Raw genomic sequence first — 24,161 nt, 5'->3', positions numbered from 1 at the left:
TACTTGTTCTTCATCTACAAATTACTATTTATCTGATTCACAATACTTTCAACCGTTGTGAATTTATACAAAGTGCTGCTTTTAAATTCAGTGTTGGCGTCCAAAATTGTGGAGGGGAATGCGGGCTGATTTGGAGCATCTCCGAAGTGCTGCATTTCTAGAGCCACTCCTTTTTTCGGTCCAATGGGCATCCCATTTCTGCCCGATACATTGGGTAAATAATTTCCAGAATACAGGTGGGCAGCGACTTCGGTAGTAGAAATTTCTAACAGTCTTTTGCTTTTGGGCTCATAAAGGGAGGCCGCTTTTATCAGCGAATTTCCCGCTTGTAGAAAAAAGGAATGGTCGTAACCGCCAGCCAATTTTAGCTGCGGATCTTGATCTTCAATATCTTTGCCGATGGCTTTGAAGCAACTAAAATCGAAGGGTGTTTCGCTTACTTCTTCTAATGTTCCTTGCGGTACGAGCTCAGCTTTCATCGGGGCAAAACTCTTTGAATGGATCATCAGCAGGTGATTCAAAACCTCTTCTTTGGCAAATCCTGAAAGGTTGAAATAGGAATGAGAGGTGAGGTTGATAATGGTTTTCTGATCGGACTTTGCACTGAAGTCCAGACTTAATTCACTCTCATGGTTCCAAGTATATATTAGGCTCACCTCAAGGTTTCCAGGGTAGCCTTCTTCCCCATCTGGAGAGAAGCATGAAAGCGTCAAACGCTCAAAGCCTTTGGTGCTTTCTGTGCTGCTTTTCCAGACCTTTTTATCGAATCCGTTTTCGCCACCATGCAGGTGATTTCCCTTTTCGTTTTTTGAAAGCTGAATGATTTTTCCATCCATTTCAAACTTGCCTTCATGAATTCTAGAAGCGTATCGCCCAACGATTGCGCCTAGGTAAGCTGGGTCGTTTTCGTATGCTTCCAGCCGATCATAGGCCAGCACAACATTCTCAATTTTCCCAAGACTATCGGGTACATTGATTTCAACAATTCGGGCACCAAAATCGGTAATGCACACTGAGTGTCCCTGATTGTTGTACAGGTAAAACAGCGTGGATTCTTCTCCGTTTTTGGTGCGGCCAAAAGGTTTACTTTCTATCATTCGCCTCCTTCCCTCATTAGGCTTTTACTTTTACTAATTGCAGCTTCCTTGCTGTACTTTGAAAAGGGGAAAAGGTAAAAACCATAGCTCAGTTTTTCATCCGCTTTAATGCGATATTTCTCTTGTGGCATTGCCCCCCAACTGTCATCTCCAGCCACTCCGCGCTGACCCATGTCAATGTTCAATTGCACCAAATCTTTTTCCTTGATGTCGTTGATGTGCTTGCTTGGGTTGGCAGGCGAAGCACCTTTTAACTGAAATTCTGGATCGATTTTATCGTTTGCACTATAGGCCAATCCTTCTGTTAAATCGAAATCTTCATTAGGCATGTGCAATGCTGAAAAGCCGAGCGGTTGATCGGTATAATCTGTTACAATCATTAAACCCTGACCTTCACTATTGCTCAATGTGGCCCAACGCACATCTGTTTTGTAGCCGTTTTCCTGTGGCCGAACATAAGGCACATATTGCGCTGAAACGGTGGAAGAATATACATCCACAAAGGCCGAAGCTTTACGGTCTTGGTAGTTTTCCCAAGGGCCACGTCCATAATAGTCAAGGGTGTTATACGCTTTCGGCAGTTGCATGCGCATGCCCATTCTAGGCATGTCGGCTTTGTATTCCGTTGGCTCCATTTCATTGGAAATATGGATCAGCCCATTGCCGCTAATGGTGTAGTGACTGGTGTAATTTGTATTTACGCCCAGAAGCTTATAGATGAAATCGATTTGAATTTGGTTGTTAGCTGGTTCCGAAATCTTCGTTTCAATTACTTCAGAAAACAGAGAAGCTTTCTTCCATTCTATATTTCTGTTTTGCATTCTATTGCCCAAATCATTGTCGGTAGGAGCTCGCCAAAAATTAGGTTTTGGGCCTCGGCCATCTTTCAGCAATTCATTGCCTTCGAAAACATAAGAGGTGATTTGGCCTTGATTTTTATCGAAAACCACTTTCACAATGTCATTCTGAATCGTGATGATTTGGCCTTGTTCTGTATGGCTTAAAGCTTCTCCATAATTCATTGGAGACGCGGGTTCCGCTTTATATTTCCCCTTTAAGAATAACTGCTCATGGGCTACCTCAAAACCTTTGGGAAGCAGTCCCCAATCTGTTTTTGTAGTGGCACTGATCTCAACAAAGTATTCTGTTTTAGGTTGATAATCGATTCCTGACAATGGAATTCGGATCAGTTTTCCCGTATGTGTTTCCACCGATATTTCCTCCAAAGGAATGGTTCTCAATACCCTGCCATCCGCTTTGATTTTTGCTTCAAAATTGAATTGGTTGAGGTCAGTAAAATCATAGAGGTTTTCCACCAACACTCTTAATTCATCATGTCGGTTAATGCCTTGGTCTTTGAAGTTGATGTACTCATGCGCCTTTTTTACTTCGTATAAAGCGGGTTGAGGAGTACGGTCTGGAAACACAATTCCATTGTTCAAGAAGGTATTATCCGTTGGCATGTTTTCGCCATAATCGCCACCATAGGCATAAAATCGTTCTCCCTTTTCATTGGTTTTCCAAATGGACTGATCTACCCAATCCCAAATAAAACCGCCTTGCAGGTTGTCGTATTTCTCGATGATGTCCCAGTAATCTTGAAAATTACCGGTGCTATTTCCCATGGCGTGGGCATACTCACTTGGAATATAAGGGCGGTCGGTTTTGTTTTGGCCTACTTGCTCAAAACGCGCGGGTGACGGATACTGCGGAACAATAATGTCCGTGTTCCAATCCATATCATAAAGGCTGCCATCATAATCTTTGTAAGGGCGCTCATATTGAATCGGACGTTTGGTTTTGTCTAAGGCTTTCATCGCGTTATAGCCTGCGTAAAAGTTGATGCCATTTCCAGCTTCATTCCCCATGGACCAAATCACCACAGACGGATGGTTTTTATCGCGGGCGACCATGCGCAACATTCTATCCACATGGGCCTTTTCCCAACTCTCCTTTTTGGCCAAAGAGTATTGACCATAGTACATACCGTGCGATTCGATATTGGCTTCGTCTACTACATAAATTCCGTGCTCATCGCAGAGCTCGTAAAAGCGCCTGCCTCTAGGGTAATGACTCAAGCGCACCGCATTGATGTTATTTTCTTTCCACAAGCGAATGTCTTTCATGATCATTTCTTCGCTCATCACATGACCTGTTTCTGGGTCATTTTCTTGGGTGTTCACTCCCTTCAAAGTAATCCGCTGGCCATTCACTAAAAGTAAACCTTGTTTGATTTCAACACTTCTGAAACCAATTTTTCGGGAAGTAGCTTCAAGCGTTTTTCCCTTTGAGTCTTCTACTTTTAAAAGCAATGTGTATAAGTTTGGATGCTCTGCACTCCATTGTTTTACTTGGTCGATGGTGGCTTTAAAGTTATGGCTGACTTCCGCGTTTGCTGCTACTGAAAGTGTTTCGGATCCACTTTTTATTTCCTTGCCTTCCGCTGTGATAAGCTTATAACTGAGCTTGAATTTCTGGGACTTCGTACCATGGTTTTTCAAATCAACAGTCAAGTCGAACTCTCCATTTTTGTAGGCTCCGTCTAAAATTGACACCACTTCGAAATCCTTGATTCTAAGTTTCGGTTGAGCGTAGAGATAGACACTTCGCTCAATTCCACTAATGCGCCAAAAATCTTGACCTTCTAAATAGGCACCATCCGTCCAGCGGTAGATTTGCAGAGCAATGGTGTTTTTGCCCGGTTTTACAAATTTGGTCACATCAAATTCTGCTGGCAATTTACTCCCTTGAGAGTAGCCAACGTATTCTCCATTAATCCAGAGAAAGCCGCCAGATTTCATCGCTCCGATATGCAGAAAAATTTGTTTTCCATCCCAATCTTTGGCCAAATCGAAATCTCTTCTGTAAGAACCCACTGGGTTATAATCGTGAGGAACTTTACCCGGGTCAGCAGGGTAAATTCGATCTACAAATTTCATTTCCTCAGAAACGGGCGCTTTGTAATCGGCAAAATCGTATTGATGGTTTACATAAATTGGCACCCCGAAGCCTTCCACTTCCCAGTTGGCAGGTACTTTAATGTTATCCCAATTGGCAACGCTTTCCGAAGGATTCATAAAAGTGAGCGGCCTGTCTTTTGGCATACGCACCCAGTTGAATTTCCATGTGCCATCTAGCGATTGATAGAATTTGGCATCCGTAGCTTTTTTGTTCAGCGCATCGGCTTCTGAAGTATAAGAAGTGAATGAGGCATGAGCGGGCGCTTTGTTTTCACTTATGATCTGCTCATTCTCGATGTATTTCCATATTTCGTCTACGCCATTTTGAAATTGGGCGTGGCTTTGTTCAGCAGAGGTCACCCATAAAACTAGCGTGAGTAGGAGGGCGGTGAACTTAGCGGGTTTGTTCATGGAGTTGTCGTTTTTAGTTGTGTGTTGAGGTAATAGGTTTTTCCAGCTTGCATTTCGATTGTTTTTGAAATGCCCTGATATGCGAATTGATAATTCCCTGTATTTGCGGGAATTACTTTGGCCATGTCAAGTACGCCATCTTTCCATGATAAGTCAATGGTCAGATTGCCCCTGGCTTTAAGTCCTTTTATATTTCCTGTGGTCCAAGTTTTAGGTAAAGCTGGCAACAGATTAATTTCTTCAGTATGCGATTGAAGCAGGGCTTCTGCTACGCCCGCGGTGAAACCAAAATTGCCATCAATTTGAAAAGGAGGGTGCATGTCGAACAGGTTCGGCACAATGGATTTTTGTAAATGAAGCGTCACGTGTTTGTCTACTTCTTCAGCATCTAGAAGTCGGGCGGAAAGGTTAATTAACCAAGCCCTGCTCCAACCTGTGCCTGCACCACCATTCGCCAGTCTGTACTCAGTAGACCTTCGGGCGGCTTCAAAGAGTTCGGGAGTTTTCGAGGTAATGGTGTTCCCCGGATAAATAGCATATAAATGTGACATGTGTCGGTGCCCTTTTTCGGGTTCTTCATAAGGCCGATCCCATTCCAAAATTCGACCGTCTGGGCCAATCATTGTTCCCGATCTTAGGTTCGCCAGTTTCTCTTTTACTTCTTTCGTAAAGTCATCTTCAATGCCTAAGTCTTTTGCGGCAGCCAATGCATTGGTGAATACTTCGGCAATAATCTGCTGGTCAATGGCAGTTCCTAAAACGGTGGCCGCAGATTTTCCATCGGCTGCGGTATATGAGTTTTCGGGGGAAGTGGATGGTGCCGAAATCCATTTTCCATCTCGTGGATCTTCCATCAGCCAATCCAAGTAAAAGAGTGCGGAAGCCTTAATTGCAGGATAGGCGCGGTCTTTTAAAAAGGTTTTGTCTTGAGTGAATTGATAGTGATCCCAGAAGTGCTGTGTCAGCCAACCACCTCCGCCAACCCAAGCACCCCAGTAGGGTGTTTCTGCACGCATCCATGCCGGAGCCCAAAAGTCTGTGGCTTGGTGCGCTACAAAACCACGCATGTTGTATTGTTCCTTTGCAGTAATTTTTCCGCGTTCGATGAGCCGTTCTGTGAAATCAAAAAGGGGGTCATGCATTTCACTCAGGTTGGTGACTTCCGCAGGCCAATAGTTCATTTGCAGGTTGATGTTCAAATGATAATCTGCATTCCAAGGAGCTTGAATATGCTCATTCCAAAGGCCTTGAAGGTTGGCGGCATTGGTGCCTTGGCGCGAACTTGCAATCAGCAAATACCTTCCGAATTGGAATTGTTTGGCCACAAAATCTAGGTCCTTTGCCCCAGCTTTAATTCGATCGAGGCGTTCATTAGTAGGAAGACTATCTAATTCGTGGTCTCCCAAATCGATTTCAACTCTTTTGAAAAGACTTTGGTAGTCTGTTACATGCTCTTTAAGAATTTCTTGGAATGAAGCTTTCGAAAGTCGCTGAAGGTCTTGCTCGTTTTTGGCTTCAAAATCATCCTGATAATAAGAGGTTGCTGCAACAATGTAAATCGTGGCTTTTTTGACTCCACTTAATTTTAGTTTTCCGTCTGAAGACGTGATTGTTCCTCCTTCGTTTTCTACTTTCAAACGGGTCTGAAATTTCACGCCATAGTCGATGGGCTTTGGTTCCGAAAAGTGCTTGCCTTTGTATTGGGTTACCATGCCGTCCATTTGAATTTCATTTTCCTTTGGGGTGGAAATTGAAACGGTTGGGTGCCCATCGTCATCGGGCCTGCTCAATCGAAGGTCGAGGTTTAAGCCTGCTTCGTCCGTAGTTTCCAGCTCCAAAACCATGGCATTGTGTGGTTCACTGGCGAACATGCGCTCCGCAAATTTTCCGGCTTTCGTATTATAGCTGACCGTCACCAAAGCCGAATCTAAGTCTAGCTGACGATGATAGTTTGAAATTTCTCTTTCTTCGAAATCAATGAATAAGTCGCCCATGGTTTGGTGCGAACGAACGATGCTTTTATGCGAAAATGAACCCACCCAAGCTTTGTCGGCTTCATGCACTTTTCCAGCGACCAAAAGCGCTCTTACTTTTTCCAAATCCGCTGGTGTTCCTTGCGCATCTCCCCAATCTGGGGCACCTGGCCACATGGAGTCTTCATTCAATTGAATGCGTTCGTGAAGCGGATCGCCAAATACCATGGCGCCCATTCTTCCGTTGCCAATGGGTAAGGCTTCTTTTGACCAATATGTTGCGGGCGTATTATACCAGAGGACGTTTCGGCCTTCTTCTTTTGTGGAAGTACCACAAGCGGAAATTAGTGCCAGCGTAAATAGAATTGATAGAGCCTTTTTCATAATGCTAGTCCTTTACCTTTTCAATTTTGAGCACCCAAGCATCTGAAGCCGGTGGGTTTTTTCTTAGGCTTTCAGGAATAATCACTTCAAAACCATTTCCAATCGCCTCCCATTTCAGATTTACTTTTGAACCCAACATGGTTACTTTCGTTCCTTTTTCTGGTTGTATTGTGGATAACCATATTTTGGTTGGGGGTTGATTTTCGTTCTCTTCGGGCAGGTAAGCTGCATAAACAACTTTGGTATGTCTATTTTGTGTCAAGGTTACTTTACCTTCTTTATAGGGTGCGATTGGTCGCGTTTCATAAATGGCTTCACTATTTACGTCCATCCATTGGCCAATGCCTTCCAATAATTCATAAGCACCTTCATCAAATTCACCTAAGGGAGAAGGGGCAATATTGAGCAATAGATTTCCTCCTTTCGAAACAATATCTAGCAGCATATGTACTGCTTTTCGGGTTGAAATGTAGTTTGGTTTTTTGATCCATGACCAACTTCCGCCAGCAATCATTGGCGATTCCCATGGGTAAGGAATCATGTGTTCAGGAATTCGGTTTTCTGGGGTAATGTAGTTTTGATAAGGCCCTTCCACTGCTCTATCAACAACAATGGTTCCCGGCTGCTTTGCTCTTACTTCCTCTACTAACCTTGGCATGTCGATGTCCTGATTCTGAAGGTTGACCTGTTTAAAATCCTTTTTCACCTTGTAAGCAAGAATTTCCTCATCGGTATAGGGCTGCACCCAACCGCCATCGAACCAGAGAATATCGACTTTACCATAACCGCTCATAAGCTCGTTTACTTGGCCATGAGTAAAGTCTTTGAATTTTTCCCAACGATCGGGATAGGTATTTACATTGTAGTTTACGTTTCGATCTGGGGTGGCAAAATTCTTCCACCAATAATAGGGCGAGTGCCAATCGGGTTTAGAAAAATAGGCGCCAATCATAAAGTCTTCAGTTCTGAAGGCGTCAAAAATCTCTTTGGTAATATTGGCTTTTGGATTGGTGTGAAAGGGAGTTTTAGGGTCGGTGATTTTGTAATCGGTGAACTTCGAATCGAACATGGTAAAACCATCGTGGTGTTTGGTGGTGAATACCATGTATTTCATTCCTGCGCGCTTGGCCGCAGTTGCCCATTTACTTGGGTCGAAGTTTACGGGATTGAAAGTCGTTTGTAGGTTTTCGTATTCCTGCTTATACAGTTCATAATTGTCGTGCGGCCTTCTGCACCACGGCTCATCTTCGGCACAAATGGACCAAGATTCTACAATGCCCCATTGGCTGTAAGTTCCCCAGTGCATCAACAAACCAAATTTAATGTCTTGCCATTGCTCCAGCTTTTCTAAAACCAAAGGGTCAGTCTCTGGAAAGTACTTCTGTTTTTCTTCTTGTGCATCCGCTAAAAAAGGAAGCATCAGAAAGAAAGTAAGAACAAATCGTAGGCTTGACTTTTTCATTGTTCATCAATTTAAGTTGTAAAAGTTTACCGCATTCTTCCCCCAGAATTTGGCCTTGTCTCCCTCTGAAAAACCTTTGAGGTACTCTTCCATTATAGTACAAGTGGAAGTATAGTTTCCCGCCAATTTACACACGGGCCAATCGGAGCCAAACATGAGTCGGTCTGTACCGAAGGCCTCAAAAGCTATATCCAAATAGGGTTTTATATCTTCGATTTTCCAGTGGTGCCAATTGGCTTCGGTGATCAAGCCAGAGGCTTTACAATACACATTGGGTGCTTTGGCCAACTCTTGAAACTGTTCTTTCCAAGGCGAAAACAGCTGATCTTTGATTTGAGGTTTGGCCATGTGGTCGATAACAAAGGGTTGCTCTGGAAACTGTTTTACCAGCTCCAGAGCAGTACCCAAGTGTTTAGGAAAGATCAGAATATCGTAGGTAAGTCCGTATTTAGAAAGGAAGGAAATACCTCTTTTAAAATCATTTTGGAGCATAAAATGCTCGTCTGGTTCGGCCTGAACAATGTGCCTGAGGCCTTTAAGTTTTTTATTTGCAGCGAAGTGTGAAATGCGATCCTCTGCATTTTCGGCTCGTAAATCTACCCAGCCTACTACCCCCTTGATAAAGGAATTGGATTGTGCCAATTGAAGTAGAAAATTGGTTTCTTCCTCGGATTGATCGGCCTGAACAGCCACGCAACCGCGAATTTCGTTGCTATCCATTTCTTCTTTTAGCTCAAGCGGAAGAAAATCACGCATCAACACGGACATAGAACTATCGATCCAGGAGTCTCGGACTGGGTCGTAATGCCAAAAGTGCTGATGCGCATCGATTTTCATGTGTATTTTATTACATTTTGCTTTGCTACTCCAAGGCCGTCAACGCCCAATTCCATCACATCTCCTTCAACAAGATACTTTTGAGGATTCAGCCCAAGCCCCACTCCAAAAGGAGTTCCTGTTGAGATAATATCACCCGGAAGTAAAGTCATGAATTGACTGATATAACTTACCAATTCTGGAATTTTAAACACCATATCTGAAGTATTGCTCTCTTGCATGGTTTTGCCATTCAATTTCAACCAAAGGTTAAGGTTATTGGGGTCACTTATTTCGTCTCGTGTGGTTAACCAAGGGCCGAGTGGTGCAAAAGTGTCATTACTCTTTCCTTTTACCCACTGTCCTTGTCTTTCTAGTTGAAATTCTCTTTCACTGATGTCGTTGTGTAGTACATAGCCTGCCACATAATCCATGGCATTTTCTTCTTCAACATAAGAGGCTTTTTTGCCAATGACCACGGCTAGCTCTACTTCCCAATCTGTTTTCTGACTTCCTTTCGGAATAATCACGTCATCGTATGGACCGCAAATGGCGGTGGTAGACTTGAAGAAAAGCACGGGCTCTGACGGAACTTGAGCGCCACTTTCTTGGGCATGTTTGGCATAGTTTAATCCCACACAAACGATCTTAGACGGCCTACAAATAGGAGCGCCAAGACGTTCGTTTTCAGAAATTCTTGGACAGTTGTCGATATTTTTTGATAGCCATGTGATCAATCTTTTGATTCCATCTTTTTCAAAAAATGCCTCATTGTAGTCTTCACCGAATTTACTTACATCAAGCCTTTGGCCGTTTTTATTGATGATTCCGGGTTTCTCTTCTCCGGTGTTTCCAAATCGAATTAACTTCATTTATGTGTTGAGTTTTATGAATCCCCCGTCAATTGGGTAGTCTGTTCCTGTTATAAAGCCTGCCTCATCTGAACATAAGAACAAGGCTAAGTTCGCTATTTCTTCGGGCCGCCCCATTCGACCAATGGGCTGAGTTGCCGAAAGCTTTTCGAACATTTCTTTTTCTTCTCCTGGGTAATTTTTGGCAATGAATCCATCTACAAATGGTGTATGTACCCTTCCGGGCGAAATGCAATTGCAACGAATGCCTTCTTTCACGTAGTCTTTGGCTACAGAAAGTGTCATGGTCAGTACGGCTCCTTTGCTCATTGAATAGGCAAAGCGATCGGTAATACCAACAGACGAAGCCACCGATGCCATGTTCAGAATAACACCGCCTGATTTTTTCATGTAGGGAACGCAGGCCAACATACCATTATAAACCCCTTTTACATTGACAGCGTAGATGCGATCTAAATCTGCTTCTGTTGTGCCTTCCAAATTACCCACATGAGCAATGCCAGCATTATTCACCAGAATATCTATGGTATGATTTTCTGCAATGGTATCAATTACCTTTTTTACTTCGCTTTGATTTGAGACATCGCAAGCATGGCTTTTAGCATTACCGCCAGTGGCCTTAATTTCATTCACTACTTCATTGGCAGCTTCTATATTTAAATCCAGCACCTGAATGATCGCTTTGGCTTCTGCAAAAACCAAGGCGATCGCCCTTCCAATTCCGCTACCTGCCCCAGTAATGATGGCGTATTTTCCTTGAAGACTAAACTTGCTCATAATTCATTTCTTTGACCCAATAGCTACCTTTTGGATAGGAATAGGTGTTGATGGATTCGTTTTTCATGGTGATGCTATAGCCAGCATCTTTGGGTAGGGTATAAGCTGCATTTTTAATGATTACTGGAGATTCGAAGTGTTCGTGGAGGTGATCTACATATTCAATAACTCGACCTTCGGTACTTCCGCTAATGCAGATAAAGTCGATCATGGACAAGTGCTGAACGTATTCGCAAAGACCCACGCCACCCGCATGAGGGCAAACTTTTACGCCAAATTTGGCGGCCATTAAGTACACAGCCAACACTTCGTTTACCCCTCCTAAGCGACAGCTATCAATCTGGCAATAATCAATGGCTTCGGCTTGTAAAAACTGTTTGAACATTACTCTGTTTTGGCAATGTTCTCCCGTAGCCACGCGGATTGGTGCAACGGCTTCTCTGATTCTTTTATGTCCTAAAATATCATCTGGGCTGGTGGGTTCTTCGATCCAAAGTGGATTGAATTGCTTAAGCCCATCCATCCATTCAATGGCCTGATTCACTTCCCATTTTTGGTTGGCGTCCATCATCAAGAATCGGTCTTCACCAATTTCTTCACGAATGATGGTGGCCCTGCGGATATCGTCTTGAAGATTGCTGCCCACTTTCATCTTCACATGAGCCCAACCTTCGGCAATGGCTTCTCGGCACAGCCGTCTAATTTTTTTATCAGAATAACCTAGCCAGCCCGCAGAGGTAGTGTAGGCTGGGTATCCGTTTTGTTTCAAATGAGCAATGCGCTCCTCTTTGCTGAGCTCCTTCTGCTTTAATATTTCCACTGCTTCTTGAGGCGTAATGGCATCCGTAATGTAAGTAAAGTCGATGCAGTTGACGATTTCTTCAGCCGACATATCGCTGACCAATTGCCAAAGTGGTTTGCCTTCTCTCTTCGCCCATAAATCCCAAATGGCATTGACTACAGCCCCTAGAGAAATGTGCATTACTCCTTTTTCTGGCCCTAACCAGCGCAGTTGGCTATCGCCATTAAGAGTATGCCAAAAGGCGCCCATATTTGAGGTGATTTCAGACAGCTTTTTATCAATAACCATGGGCATATAAGCCCGAATGGCCTGAACACAAATGTCATTTCCGCGGCCAATGGTAAAGGTTAATCCATGGCCTTCAAGTTGGGGAATGTTGGTTTTTAGAATGAGGTATGCGGCTGAATAATCGGGGTCGGGATTCATAGCATCAGAGCCATCCAACGTTTTGCTGGTGGGAAAGCGAATGTCTTTTACCTCGTAGCCAATAATCTCACATTCCATGCTGTGGGCAGTCCAATTGAATCTAGAGCAATTTCTTCAATATGCTGGATACTGGCTACGCTTAGGTGTTCCAGTATTAACACTATATTTGCAACAAATAGAGCTACTGGCTTTATTGAAGATAAATAAATGTCGGTGAAAGCAACATTACTTAAACGCCATGCTGCCCCAGATCATTCCTTTGCAATTGCGAAGCATGATTTCCCATATTTTCTTAAAGTATGGCATTATCATACTGCCCTTGAACTGGTACACATTGTAAAAAGTGAAGGAACTCGTTTTGTGGGGGATAATATCGACCGATTTAAGGCGGGTGAACTGATTCTATTGGGCAGTAATTTGCCGCATATGTACCAAAATGACGAAGGGTATTTTGAAGAAGGCTCATTGCTCAGGGCCGAAGCGCACGTAATTCATTTCGACCCTTCATTTCTCAATTCTGCCTTAACGAATATTCCAGAATTTAGAGAAATCCATGTTTTGTTTGAAAAGGCCAAATTGGGATTAAAGTTTTCAGAACATACTACAAAAGAGGTGAAGGTTCTGATTTCGGAACTCGAAAGCTTAAACAGCTTAGATCGAATGATTCACTTTTTGAGAGTACTTAGTTTGCTTTCTAAAGATAAATCTGCCCAAACCATTGCCAGCCCTGGCTTTGTAAATCACTTTGAAAAAACGGAAGGTTCCAAACTAGAAAAGGTCTACGATTATGTAATGAACCACTTTCAGGAAGGGATTGAGGTAAATTATATTGCAGACTTGGTGAGCATGAATAAGTCTTCGTTTTGCCGGTATTTCAAGCAGACTACTCAAAGAACCTTTACCGAATTTTTGAATGAAGTGCGGATTGGTTTTGCTTGTAAAATGCTGATGGAAAAACAAATGAGCATCCTCGAAATCAGTTACCATTGTGGCTACAATAACATCTCACATTTCAATCGGCAGTTTCGTAAAAAGATGCAGTTTTCGCCTACGGAATACATTCAGCAGAGGAAGGCAGTTTAGCCTAAATGAGACTTATAAAGTACAAAATTTATCTTCTGAAAGCATTTCTGCGATTGATTTTTTTACTGATTTCACTTAATCCAAACTGAAGGTTGAATTCATGAGAACCTGTGTTTACTCGACTTAAAGCTACAGGGCCAGTGGCTATGTCGTATGAATATGAAAAGTAATAATCCCTGGCAATTTTCAACCTGAAGAGTAAATCGAAAGACTCAAAAGAGCGATATGAAGTACCGAACCAAATGGATTGACGGACTCCAACGAGCGCATTTATATCAAACTGCACAGGGTCTCCCGGTTGAACTTTAAGTAGGGTACTTAGGTCTAATGTCCATTGAGGGTTGAGAAAAAACACATACCCGTCATCCAAATAGAAAAAACGATTGATGTCTGAACCTTCTTGAGTGGAGAACTGCTCGAACTTTTGATTTGCTAAGTTGGGAACTGATAGCCCGATGTGGAATCGATCATCGAAAATATAAATCCCAGCACCGAAATTAGGGCGAACGTAAGTTCGATCTTCAGCAATTAGTGAAGGGTCATTTGCATAGCCATCAAGTTCCGAAAAGTTAGTTCGGTCGGTTAAAGCCCCGCCTTGTAAGCCAAAGGAAATAAAGGTTTCATCGCTTACCTGAAGAGCATAAGAAGCGGTCATATATACCCCTGTTTGAGTAGTTACTCCTATTTTATCTCTAATAATAATTCCCCTAGAGAAAATGAATTATCATAATTAACGGGTGAATGAAGACTAAAAGCCTGTGTATTTGGAGCTCCTTCGATTCCTTTCCACTGATTTCTGAATAGTAAAGAGGCTTTTAGGGTATTTCCAACTCCAGTATAGGCAGGGTTGATCAGGTGACGATTGAATACATACTGGGTATTCAAAATCTGCTGCTGTCCATATGTGCTTGCCGAAAGCCCAATGGAAATAATCAATGATGCAAATATTCTTTTTAAACTCATTTGATTAACGCTTAAGAACAAGGAAACCTGTTATTGGGCGCTCTCCATCATTAAGATCCACCACATAGAAATAAGTACCATTAGGAACAATTCTGTCGCTGTTAGTTAGGAATCCTGTGTTAGGGAGTCCACGCCAAGCTTTATCGTTATTGTTATAGCCTTGAATTTCGAAGACCAAATTTCCTTTTCGATTGAATATGCTTACCATATTTTCTGGGTATTTCTCAATGTCTTCTAGAATGAAAACATCGTTGATGCCATCATCATTTGGACTTAAAATTTGCCCTGCTTCGACTTTATCAACAGTGTCTAAATAGTCAGGTGTACCATCTCCGTCTGAATCGCCAGTACCCTCTTCTTCGGTCGACTTTCCGTCTCCGTCATCATCTTCATCTAGGTTGTTTGGTACTCCGTCATCGTCAGTATCATCATTGGTAGGGTCTCCATCTTTGTTCACATCCTCATCTTTTGTTGGAACTCCGTCACCGTCATCATCTGGGTCCAAATAATTAGGAATACCATCTCCATCGGTATCATCATCCGTCAAATCTCCATTTCCGTTGATGTCTTCATCACTATCTATTACCCCGTCTCCATCTGAGTCCGTTAAATCTGGGGTGAAGATCACAAGCGCATTGTTTGTAATGTCTTCTCCATCTACCTGACCAGTTATTGTCACGGTTTCGGCAACAGTGTTGGTTAAAGTTGCTGTATAAGTACCATCGTTATTGTCGACAACTGCACTTAAAGAGGCACTACCTGAGGTAGTCAAGATTACTGTTCCTCCACTAATCGATAATGGATCTCCGTTTGCATTCGATAGCATTACCGTAATTATACTTGTGGAAGTACCATCGGCAACCAAGGTTGATGGGGCAGCCATTATTGTTGTGTTTACATTTGTTGGGTCAGGCTTAGTATAATCATCATCTGTGATTATAATATCTTGAGTGGTTGTAGTTCCCAAAGCAATTCCAGCCGAAGGATTACTGATAGTTAGTGTGGCTGTTTCTGTTCCTTCGATATCCTCATCATCCACAATCATTAAAATTGCCGTGCCAGTGGTTTCTCCGTCAGGAATAGTAAGGATAGTGGAGCTTAAGGCGTAATCGGTTGAGGTAATGCCAGCTCCACTAATCCCCAAGTCAACGGTTTTCCCTCCCACTACTTCACTTGAAGCTGTGGCCGTGACAATTATCATTGTTCCATCTTGTTCTGTTCCAATATTGGGACTTACCGAAAGATTGACTTCGGGGAAATCATTATCGGTGATCGTGATATTCTGCGTTGTGGTAGCTCCCAAAGCGATTCCGGCAGTAGGGTTACTGATAGTCAAAGTAGCTGTTTCATTGCCCTCAATATCAGCATCGTCAAGAATAGTAAAAGTAGCCGTGCCAGTAGTTGCACCATTTAAGATGGTGATTGTAGTGGCACTTAAGTTGTAATCAGTTCCTGTAATTCCAGTTCCGCTGACAGCAAGATCAATGGTTTGATCACCTGTTACCGCGGCAGATGCTGTAGCGGTTACGGTGATCACTGTTCCGGCAGCTTCTGTTCCTGTATTTGCCGAAAGACTCAAATCCACAGTAGGGTTTGCTGCAAAATCATTATCTGTTATTACCACATTTTGCGTTGTTGTAGCACCAAGCGTTATTCCAGCAGATGGATTACTTATCGTTAGAGTAGCGGTTTCAGGGCCTTCGACATCCGTATCGTCAAGAATAGTGAAAGTAGCGGTGCCAGTAGTTGCTCCATTTAAGATAGTAATTGTTGCAGCACTTAAGCTGTAATCCGTGCCAGTAATTCCAGTTCCACTTACGGCCAGATCAACGGTTTGGTCACCTGTAACAGCTGCGGAAGCTGTGGCGGTTACGGTAATGACTGTTCCGGCAGCCTCTGTTCCTGCGTTGGCACTTACTGAAAGGTTGACCTTAGGAAAGTCATTATCTGTCGTAATAACAGATACAACTTGATCAGCTAAAGGATCATACAAATCGTCACTACTACCATCGTTAATTGACAAGGTGATATTAGTAGTTTGATTTCCATCTACAAGTGCATCATCAACCCCAGTAACTATAATGGTTTGAGGTGTATTCCAATTAGCTGTGGTAAAAGTCAGACTGGTGGGGCTTACTGTGGCTTCACCTAAATCTCCACTGGATACATCAATCAACACATCAGATGTAGGCTGAGAATTGAGTACAACTGTAAAGTTATCGATAGTTCCTGTTTCTGATACCTCGGTGCTTCCATCACTTTCAACAATAGTAAACCCAGGCGTATCATCATCAACAGTAGTAACCATAATGGTTTGATCAGCCAGCAGATCAAATGAGTCATCGCTGCCTGCATCATTAATAGACAAGGTCACTGTAGTGTTTTGATTTCCATCTACAAGTGCATCATCAACCCCAGTAACTATAATGGTTTGTGGTGCATTCCAGTTCGCTGCGGTAAAAGTCAGACTGGCATGGCTTACTGTGGCTTCGCCTGTATCTCCACTCGATATATCAATAATTACATCCGAAGCAGGTTGTGCACTCAGAACAACGGTAAATTCATCGGTAGTGCCTGTTTCTGAAACCGCGGTATTTCCATCACTTTGCGTAACCGTAAAGCCAACGGCATCATCATCAATAGTGGTAACCGTTAGAGTTTGGTCTGCCACTGGATCAAAGAGATCGTTACTGTTGGCATCATTAATAGAAAGTGTGATGGTAGTATTCTGATCTCCATCCACAAAGTTATCATCAACACCTGTAACCGTTACTGTTTGCGCTGTATTCCAAGTATTAATAGTAAATGTCAGTTGTGTAGGACTTACAGTGGCTTCACCTAAATCGCCACTAGAAATATCAATAACGACATCGCTAGTCGGCCTTCTGTCTAGCTTGACCAAGAAATCATCTGTGGTACCTGTTTCTGAAACGGAAGTGTTACCATCGCTTTCGGTAATATTAAAACCCGCTACATCATTGTCAATAATGGTAATATCCAGAGTTGCAGTTGCTCCTAAAACAAGTCCTGCTGAAGGATTACTCATAGTAATAGTAGCCGTTTCTGTGTCTTCTACATAAGTATCATCCTGAATAGTAAAGGATATTGTGTTCGATGTTTGTCCATCTAGTATTGTAATATTAGGATTGATTAAGGCATAATCAGTAAAGGTAATATCTGTTCCGCTCACAGATAAATCTACCGTTTGGTCTCCCACTACGGGGAATGCAGAAGTTACCTGAAGTGTAATGACCGTACCTATTTCTGAACCTGAGTTGGTATTTGCAGAAAGGTTTACTTCAATCGGGTCATTATCAGTAATCACTACATCCTGAGATTTAGTCGTTCCTAATAGTATTCCGCCCGAAGGGTTGGTAATGGCTAGTGTGGCTGTTTCGTTCCCCTCCCCTAACGCATCGTCTTGAATAGTAAAAGTGACAGTTCCAGTAGTTTCTCCATTAAGAATAGTAATTGAACCAGCACTTAAAATATAATCGGCACCCGTAATTCCAGTTCCACTGACAGCCAGGTTAATGGCTTGATCTCCCACCACTGCTCTTGCTGCTGTGGCGATAACGGTGATTATTGTTCCATCTTCTTCTGTTCCAGTGTTTGAACTTACTGAAAGGTTAACTGCTGGTGGAGCTTCAGTGGTAGTAACTGTTACGGTTTGATCTGCCATTGGATCAAAGAAATCATTACTGCTTGCATCATTGACAGAAAGTGTAATGGTAGTGTTTTGGTCACCATCAAATACAGCGTCACTAACCCCAGTTACAGTAACTGTTTGAGTAAGATTCCAATTGAATTGAGTAAAAATTAACGAAGAGGGGCTTATGGTAGCCTCTCCTGTATCTCCACTTGAAATGTCGATAATCACATCAGAGGTTGGTCGACTACTTAACCTTACTGTAAACTCATCTGTTGTACCAGTTTCCGAAACTGTGGTATTGCCATCACTTTCTATAATAGTCAACCCTGCAACGTCATCATCCAAGATGTCCAAGTTTTGAGATGTAGTAGTACCAAGGACTATTCCTGCTGAAGGATTACTAATGGTGAAAGTGGCTGTCTCGGTGCCTTCAACATAACTATCATCCTGTAATGTCACATTGGAAACACCGCTAGTCTGCCCATTTAGAATGGTAATAGTGGCTGAGTTGATGGCATAGTCTGTTCCTGTAACTCCTGCTCCAGTAACTGCCACATCCACTGTTTGGTCTCCCACAACAGCTACATCAGCCGTAACCGTAAGCACAACAACATTACCAGCTTCCCCTACTGAGGCTGAGTTAATAGTAAGATTAACTGTTGGAATCTCATTATCAGTAATCGTAATGTTCTGAGTTGTGGTAACCCCAAGACTAAGTCCACTTGAAGGATTACTGATGGTTAGAGTAGCTGTTTCAGTACCTTCAATATCAGCATCATCAAGAATTGTAAAGGTTGCTGTGCCTGTGGTTGCACCATTTAATATGGTAATAGTTCCAGCGCTTAAAGAATAATCTGTACCCGTAATTCCAGTTCCGCTGGCCGCTAGGTCAATGGTTTGGTCACCTATTACTGCGCCAGTGGCTGTGGCGGTCACGGTGATTACCGTTCCTGCTGCTTCAGTACCGAATGCCACTGATACAGAAAGGTTGACTTCGGGGAGCTCATCATCAGTGGTACTTACAATCACCGTTTGGTTTGATAATGGATCGAAAGCGTCATCACTGGTTGCATCGTTAATCGAAAGGGTGATTCCCGTATTTCTGGTGCCATCCAAAAGGGCATCGTCAACGCCTGTGACCGTAACAGTTTGTGGTGTGTTCCAGTTGGCTGCGGTAAAAGTGAGACTGGCCGGACTGACAGTAGCTTCGCCTGTATCTCCGCTTGATACATCGATCACTACATCTGAGGCAGGTTGGGCACTCAGCACCACAGTAAACCCATCGGTTGTACCCGTTTCTGATACAGTAGTATTTCCTCCACTATGGGTATAGGAGTAACCAGCCGTATCGTTGTCCGTAATTGAAATATTTCGGCTTGTGGTCACTCCTAGGGTCAGGCCAGCCGAAGGGTTACTGATGGTTAAAGTGGCCGTTTCGGCTCCTTCTATGGCTGCATCGTCTTGGATCGTGAAAGTGGCAGTTCCTGTTGTAGCACCATCAAGAATGGTAATGGTGGCTACACTTAAAGTATAATCTGTGCCTGTAATACCTGTTCCGCTAACAGCTAAATCAACGGTTTGGTCGCCTGTTACTGCGCCAGTGGCTGTAGCGGTTACCGTGATGACTGTGCCAGCAGCTTCGGTGCCAAAAGTCGCGGAAACACTGAGGCTTACTTCTGGGAGCTCATCATCAGTGGTACTTACAATCACTGTTTGGTTTGATAATGGATCGAAAGCGTCATCGCTCGCAGCATCATTAATGGAAAGAGTGATTCCTGTATTTCGGGTGCCATCCAAAAGGGCATCATCAACGCCTGTGACCGTAATAGTTTGTGGCGTATTCCAGTTGGCTGCGGTAAAGGTAAGGCTGGCCGGACTGACGGTGGCTTCTCCAGTATCTCCGCTGGATACATCGATTACTACATCTGAGGCAGGTTGTGCATTCAGAACAATGGTAAATCCATCGGTCGTACCTGTTTCTGATACTGTAGTGTTTCCACCACTATGAGCATATGTATAACCAGCAGTGTCATTGTCTGTAATGGAAATATTCCGAGCTGTGGTAGCACCAAGTGTGATTCCAGCCGAAGGGTTACTGATGGTTAAAGTGGCCGTTTCGGCTCCTTCAATAGCTGCATCATCCAGTATCGTGAAAGTGGCAGCTCCTGTAGTAGCACCATCAAGAATGGTAATTGTGCCGGCACTTAATGTGTAGTCAGTACCCGTAATTCCTGTGCCGCTCGCGGCTATATCAACGGTTTGATCTCCTGTTACGGCAGCATCGGCAGTAGCAGTAACTGTGATTGCTGTTCCTGCTGCTTCGGTTCCTGAATTGGCACTTACTGATAGATTCACATTGGGGAAGGAAGAACGAACATCCATTCTCACGATAGGCCGGATAGCGCTTTTCTTCCCTGCTGTATAGGAGCATCCGTCAGGATCACCCGAAGCAAAATCATAAAGATATAATGCTTGATTATTAGCGGTTGTTGAAGAAGACAGGAAAAATGGTTTGTTAGATTGCAAATCAGGTGTACAGAACTCAACGAGTAGATTGCTTACACCATCCCACAAGAATCCATCCATCCCAGGTTCATTTATCGGAAATTCTACCCAGGCAAAAGTAGGGGGAAACATAAATGCTGCGGGGGGAGCAACACTTGCATAACTTCCTACTTGGGTAAGGCCTGTTTCAAAATCCCAACGATCTTCAGGAACAGTTTCAGTTGGTAGCCCATCCCCCAGAGAGCTCAATCCTGTGCAGCCCATTTTCATTGTAAGGTTAGTAACGGTATTTGCTGGATTACTAGCGAATGTGTACATAAACGAAAGGGATGAAATTTTACCACCACCTATAAACCCTGCTGCATTAAGTTCGGCTGCAGTGTATAAAAACTGAACGCGACCTCTTCGAGCTCCTGAGGCACTACTACCAAAGTGCATGGTAGCAGAAGATACCAGTCCCTCGGTGGGATCGCCAATAACCTTAGAAGAAAGGATACCAGGAAAAACCTGATCAGTAGGTCCGCAGGCTAACAAAGCATCGTCTGTAACGGCTACATTTGGAATTGTGGTTGCTTCCGAAGTAATTCCAGTGGATGGATTATTAATAGTGAGGGGTGCGGTTTCGTTTTCCACAATGTCCGCATCATTCTGAATGGTGAATGCAACGGCTGTTTGTGTATAGCTATATCCACCATTGATTAAGATAAGGCAGATAGCAGTTAACAAACCCACAATAGGTTTCCGAATACTAAAGTGGCGAGTACTTCTATTAAATTTCAAAGCTATTCTAAATGAAAATTATTACTTAGAACCTCCTCTTTCAAGAGAACCTGATGCTCTTAATTATTTCAAGGTGATTGTACAGTAAAAGTAGAATGCAGCTACAGCGAATGCTTAACTCAAACTTGACATTCTTTGACAGTTTTCAGACGATGAACTCTATTCTGGCTGGTTTTGGCAGGTTTTTCCTTTCAACTAGATGAGCAGAGTTTGACACCCTTGCGCATTATGACGGCAAAGGGGATAGCCAAACCAAATAGAAAGGGGGACTATTGTGCTTTTTTAGTAGTGTATTCGGAGGGCTGACAATTGTATTCCTTTTGAAAAACTTTTGAGAAATACGAGAGGTTTTCGAAACCGACTTGATAAGCAATTTCACTTACTGAGTTCGATTTTGAATCCAGTAAATCAGCTGCTTTTTTCAATCGAAACATACGGAGGTATTCATTGGGTGAATAGTTACTAATGCTCTTGAGTTTTCTGCGCAACTGGGTATCGCTCATTTTCAAGAAGGTGGCAATATCGCTGACACTTAAATTTGAGTTGGAAAAGTTCTCTTCCAAATAGTTTTTTAGGGACTCTAAGAACTGTTTTTCCTTAGAGTCTACTCTAACTTCATTGGGTTTTAAGTCTACCAGTTCTCTGGCGTAAATTTGCTGAAGCTTTCTTCGGTTAGAGCTAAGGTTGTAAAGTATACTTTTTAATTCTTTTGTATTGAAGGGCTTTGTGAGGTAGTTGTCTACGCCTTGCTCATAACTGGCTATTTTACTTTCAGTAGAAGTTTTGGCAGTGAGCATCACTATCGGTACATGACTAGTTTCCTGATTCCCTTTAATAATTTTACTGAATTCGAAGCCGTCCATATTGGGCATCATGGCATCGCAAATAATAATATCTGGCACTTCCTTGCTAGCAATTGCTAAACCTTCAATACCATCACTGGCCAATATAATTTCATAATCATCTGCCAAAAGCAGCTGAATGTATTCCCGCATATCATCGTTATCTTCTACAATGAGTAGAATTTCTTTACCTCTTTCTATTACATTTTCTTTCTCAAAGCTTACTGTTTCTTCCCTTTCAGAAACAATAATAGCTTCTTCAGTACTTATTTGATCAGTCCAATGGCTTCGATCAATTGGTAGCTCGATATAGAAGGTTGTACTCTCTTTGGCTTTACTTTCTACCCTAATATTCCCCTTTAAAACAATTATCAATTCTTTTACCAATGCCAAGCCAATGCCTGTGCCTTCGCTACCAGCATTTTTCCCTTGAAAGAAACGTTCAAAAATATGAGGAAGGTGTTCTTCATCAATTCCTGCTCCGCTGTTGGATATGCTTAGGTTTAGTCGATTCGGATTTTCGTTATAACCTACGTTCACTGTAATATGACCACCTTCTGGTGTAAACTTGAGGGCGTTAGACATCAGGTTATTGATGATCTTTACAAGCATTTTTTGATCATAAAAGCCTTCAAAAGTGGGTTTGTCTTCTTCTATTTTAAGAAGGATGTTTTTTGATTCTGCCAAAGAAGAGAATGATAGAATCAACAAGCGTAAATGGGAAGCAATGTCTCCCGTCATTATTTCGGGTTCCATTTTCTTTGCCTCTAGTTTATGAATATCCAAAAGCTCGTCAACCAAACTTTTTAATTTCTTAAGGTTATTGGTGAGTAAGCTAGCGAACTTTTCTTTCGGGTATTTTTTACTCAGCTCATGTGCTGGGCCATACATTAATGTTAAAGGCGTTCTGAGTTCATGCGATATGTTGGTGAAAAAACTGGTTTTCAATTCGTCAAGTTCCTTGAGTTTTTTGTTTTGCTCTGCTTCTAAAATTAACCGCTCCTGAACATTAATTTTTTTGCTCTCAATTTGCTTAAACACTTTACCTAAGCAGATAATGAATGCAAAGATTTCTGCCACAAATAGAAAGAAAGCCAACAGAAAAATACCGTTGAAACTCATGTGAGTTAGAACTCTAAGCATAATGAGCATATTACTGGCCAATACTAGCATAAGTGGTATAGCATAGTATTTATGTATTGGCCATTTTTTTAATGCAAAATAACTATAAAGGCAAAGGGTGAAAAAGTTAGCTATTACGGAGAGCACAATCCCTAGCTTTAACCAATACCATTGATAATCGACTAAAACAATAAGATTAACAGAAACTGTAATCACCGCAATGGCATAACCCAAGGACTTAACCCAGCCTGATACTCTTTCAAGTTGCAAAGTTTTTAAAGCAAAAAGGAGTAAACAAAAAGGGGCCAAAGTATATAAGAAATGATCTACTCTTGGGATTATTAGAGGATCACTTGAAAAGAAAGGGCCACCTACATTGACCAAGCCCCAGAAACCAAAGGTTCGAATGAAAATAAAGATCGAATAAGCTCTGAAAATACGGTCTTTTACAACGAACAAGCCAATAATACCAATCAATAAAATACGGAAAACGAGTAGGCCATTAACAAAAGAGTCAATACCCAAAACTGAAACCAAATGAGCATCATATGCCTGAGACTTATATAGAACCAATTTTCCGAAATGCCCTCTTTTGCTTTGAAGCCTCAGGTATATTACCTTTTCTGTCCTTTTGTTCAATTCAAATGAAAACATGGGTTCAATAGAAGTCAATAAAAAGACCTTCTCATCAGCTAAATTCGATAATTGTTGATTTCCCGTCTGGCCGTCAATTTCAGAGTATTCGTAGAAAATCAACTCTTCTACAAGTGGGTTATCCCAGTTAAGCACCCATTTACTATTTTCATTGCTGGTATTAGAAATGACCAGTTTGATCCAGAAGACGCTATTGGAAAAAGGGAAGTTAAAATCAGACTTGCCATTGATAAGAAACTTTTGGCTATGTACTTCTTGAATACTCATGGAGGCTGTTGAGTCTTCAAAAATTTGCATTTGGGCCGAGATATTTCTTGATCCTTCTACAATAGAACTTACATCAATAGTTTGACCTTTTGAGGGAATTGATAGAAGTAGAAATAAGGCAATAGTAGCCAAAGGAAATTTCATCCGTAGGTCTGAGTATTAGGTGGTCTAAAGTTGTAGTCAATTCAAAGATAATTGAAGTATTATACGGAACAAGTCTATTTTTATATTGGGAGAAAGACTACTCCTGTATTCATGATCAACGGTCTGAGAAGAAGTCTTAGGCCATTGATCATGAATTTATTTTCTTTGC

Annotated in this window: 13 protein-coding genes; 1 reads left to right on the top strand and 12 read right to left on the bottom strand. The window is 42.3% G+C overall.

The annotated features are described in order from the left end of the window. Positions 1 to 14: 14 nt before the first annotated feature. Genes AAC026_RS03140 through AAC026_RS03105 form a run of 8 tightly spaced genes read right to left on the bottom strand, consistent with a single transcriptional unit; the run spans position 15 to position 12,058 of the window. A complete protein-coding gene (locus AAC026_RS03140) occupies positions 15 to 1,097 on the bottom strand; it encodes an aldose epimerase family protein (RefSeq protein ID WP_339694968.1) in 1,083 nt (360 codons plus the stop codon). Then, positions 1,094 to 4,468, bottom strand: a complete 3,375-nt coding sequence (locus tag AAC026_RS03135) for a glycoside hydrolase family 2 TIM barrel-domain containing protein (protein ID WP_339694966.1) — start codon at positions 4,466 to 4,468, stop codon at positions 1,094 to 1,096. The genes AAC026_RS03140 and AAC026_RS03135 overlap by 4 nt, the downstream gene beginning before the upstream one ends. Further along, the gene (locus AAC026_RS03130) at positions 4,465 to 6,825 is read right to left on the bottom strand and encodes a glycoside hydrolase family 95 protein (RefSeq protein WP_339694964.1); all 2,361 of its coding nucleotides are present in this window, start codon (positions 6,823 to 6,825) and stop codon (positions 4,465 to 4,467) included. Before AAC026_RS03130 ends, AAC026_RS03135 begins: the two co-directional genes overlap by 4 nt. A 4-nt stretch (positions 6,826 to 6,829) precedes the next feature. Continuing rightward, positions 6,830 to 8,287, bottom strand: a complete 1,458-nt coding sequence (locus AAC026_RS03125; protein WP_339694962.1) for an alpha-L-fucosidase — start codon at positions 8,285 to 8,287, stop codon at positions 6,830 to 6,832. A gap of 6 nt (positions 8,288 to 8,293) precedes the next feature. Further along, a complete protein-coding gene (locus AAC026_RS03120) occupies positions 8,294 to 9,124 on the bottom strand; it encodes an amidohydrolase family protein (RefSeq protein WP_339694961.1) in 831 nt (276 codons plus the stop codon). Continuing rightward, positions 9,121 to 9,975, bottom strand: coding sequence for a fumarylacetoacetate hydrolase family protein (locus AAC026_RS03115; protein ID WP_339694960.1), 855 nt, complete (start codon positions 9,973 to 9,975; stop codon positions 9,121 to 9,123). Before AAC026_RS03115 ends, AAC026_RS03120 begins: the two co-directional genes overlap by 4 nt. Then, positions 9,976 to 10,752 carry a glucose 1-dehydrogenase gene (locus AAC026_RS03110; protein ID WP_339694958.1) on the bottom strand — a complete coding sequence of 259 codons (777 nt, stop codon included), beginning with the start codon at positions 10,750 to 10,752 and terminating at the stop codon, positions 9,976 to 9,978. Beyond that, positions 10,739 to 12,058: an L-fuconate dehydratase gene (locus AAC026_RS03105; RefSeq protein WP_339694956.1), complete on the bottom strand. Its 1,320-nt coding sequence runs from the start codon at positions 12,056 to 12,058 to the stop codon at positions 10,739 to 10,741. The genes AAC026_RS03110 and AAC026_RS03105 overlap by 14 nt, the downstream gene beginning before the upstream one ends. A 129-nt stretch (positions 12,059 to 12,187) precedes the next feature. Here AAC026_RS03105 and AAC026_RS03100 point away from each other — a divergent pair, with 129 nt between their 5' ends. Continuing rightward, on the top strand, positions 12,188 to 13,063 hold the full coding sequence (locus AAC026_RS03100) for an AraC family transcriptional regulator (RefSeq protein WP_339607554.1): 876 nt from the start codon (positions 12,188 to 12,190) through the stop codon (positions 13,061 to 13,063). Positions 13,064 to 13,091: 28 nt separating this feature from the next. Here the strand turns inward: AAC026_RS03100 and AAC026_RS03095 are convergent, their stop codons facing one another. From AAC026_RS03095 to AAC026_RS03080, 4 genes are all read right to left on the bottom strand, one after another. Beyond that, positions 13,092 to 13,718, bottom strand: a complete 627-nt coding sequence (locus AAC026_RS03095; protein ID WP_339694954.1) for a PorP/SprF family type IX secretion system membrane protein — start codon at positions 13,716 to 13,718, stop codon at positions 13,092 to 13,094. A gap of 26 nt (positions 13,719 to 13,744) precedes the next feature. Next, positions 13,745 to 14,026 (bottom strand): type IX secretion system membrane protein PorP/SprF, encoded by a 282-nt coding sequence (locus tag AAC026_RS03090; protein WP_339694953.1) that lies wholly within the window; start codon positions 14,024 to 14,026, stop codon positions 13,745 to 13,747. A gap of 4 nt (positions 14,027 to 14,030) precedes the next feature. Beyond that, a complete protein-coding gene (locus AAC026_RS03085) occupies positions 14,031 to 20,963 on the bottom strand; it encodes a Calx-beta domain-containing protein (RefSeq protein ID WP_339694951.1) in 6,933 nt (2,310 codons plus the stop codon). Positions 20,964 to 21,232: 269 nt separating this feature from the next. Continuing rightward, positions 21,233 to 23,992 carry an ATP-binding protein gene (locus tag AAC026_RS03080; RefSeq protein ID WP_339694950.1) on the bottom strand — a complete coding sequence of 920 codons (2,760 nt, stop codon included), beginning with the start codon at positions 23,990 to 23,992 and terminating at the stop codon, positions 21,233 to 21,235. Between the last annotated feature and the right edge of the window lie 169 nt (positions 23,993 to 24,161).

This window comes from uncultured Roseivirga sp. (assembly GCF_963973945.1).
In the GTDB taxonomy this organism is placed as follows: Bacteria; Bacteroidota; Bacteroidia; order Cytophagales; family Cyclobacteriaceae; genus Roseivirga.
The sequence above is the reverse complement of the archived record's forward strand: the minus strand, read 5'-3'. Positions and strand labels throughout refer to the sequence as shown.

Bases quoted from the DNA above. Each gene is read 5' to 3' on its own strand.
- AAC026_RS03140 (WP_339694968.1), bottom strand. From the start codon at position 1,097: ATGATAGAAAGTAAACCTTTTGGCCGCACCAAAAACGGAGAAGAATCC.
- AAC026_RS03135 (WP_339694966.1), bottom strand. From the start codon at position 4,468: ATGAACAAACCCGCTAAGTTCACCGCCCTCCTACTCACGCTAGTTTTA.
- AAC026_RS03130 (WP_339694964.1), bottom strand. From the start codon at position 6,825: ATGAAAAAGGCTCTATCAATTCTATTTACGCTGGCACTAATTTCCGCT.
- AAC026_RS03125 (WP_339694962.1), bottom strand. From the start codon at position 8,287: ATGAAAAAGTCAAGCCTACGATTTGTTCTTACTTTCTTTCTGATGCTT.
- AAC026_RS03120 (WP_339694961.1), bottom strand. From the start codon at position 9,124: ATGAAAATCGATGCGCATCAGCACTTTTGGCATTACGACCCAGTCCGA.
- AAC026_RS03115 (WP_339694960.1), bottom strand. From the start codon at position 9,975: ATGAAGTTAATTCGATTTGGAAACACCGGAGAAGAGAAACCCGGAATC.
- AAC026_RS03110 (WP_339694958.1), bottom strand. From the start codon at position 10,752: ATGAGCAAGTTTAGTCTTCAAGGAAAATACGCCATCATTACTGGGGCA.
- AAC026_RS03105 (WP_339694956.1), bottom strand. From the start codon at position 12,058: ATGGAATGTGAGATTATTGGCTACGAGGTAAAAGACATTCGCTTTCCC.
- AAC026_RS03100 (WP_339607554.1), top strand. From the start codon at position 12,188: ATGTCGGTGAAAGCAACATTACTTAAACGCCATGCTGCCCCAGATCAT.
- AAC026_RS03095 (WP_339694954.1), bottom strand. From the start codon at position 13,718: ATGACCGCTTCTTATGCTCTTCAGGTAAGCGATGAAACCTTTATTTCC.
- AAC026_RS03090 (WP_339694953.1), bottom strand. From the start codon at position 14,026: ATGAGTTTAAAAAGAATATTTGCATCATTGATTATTTCCATTGGGCTT.
- AAC026_RS03080 (WP_339694950.1), bottom strand. From the start codon at position 23,992: ATGAAATTTCCTTTGGCTACTATTGCCTTATTTCTACTTCTATCAATT.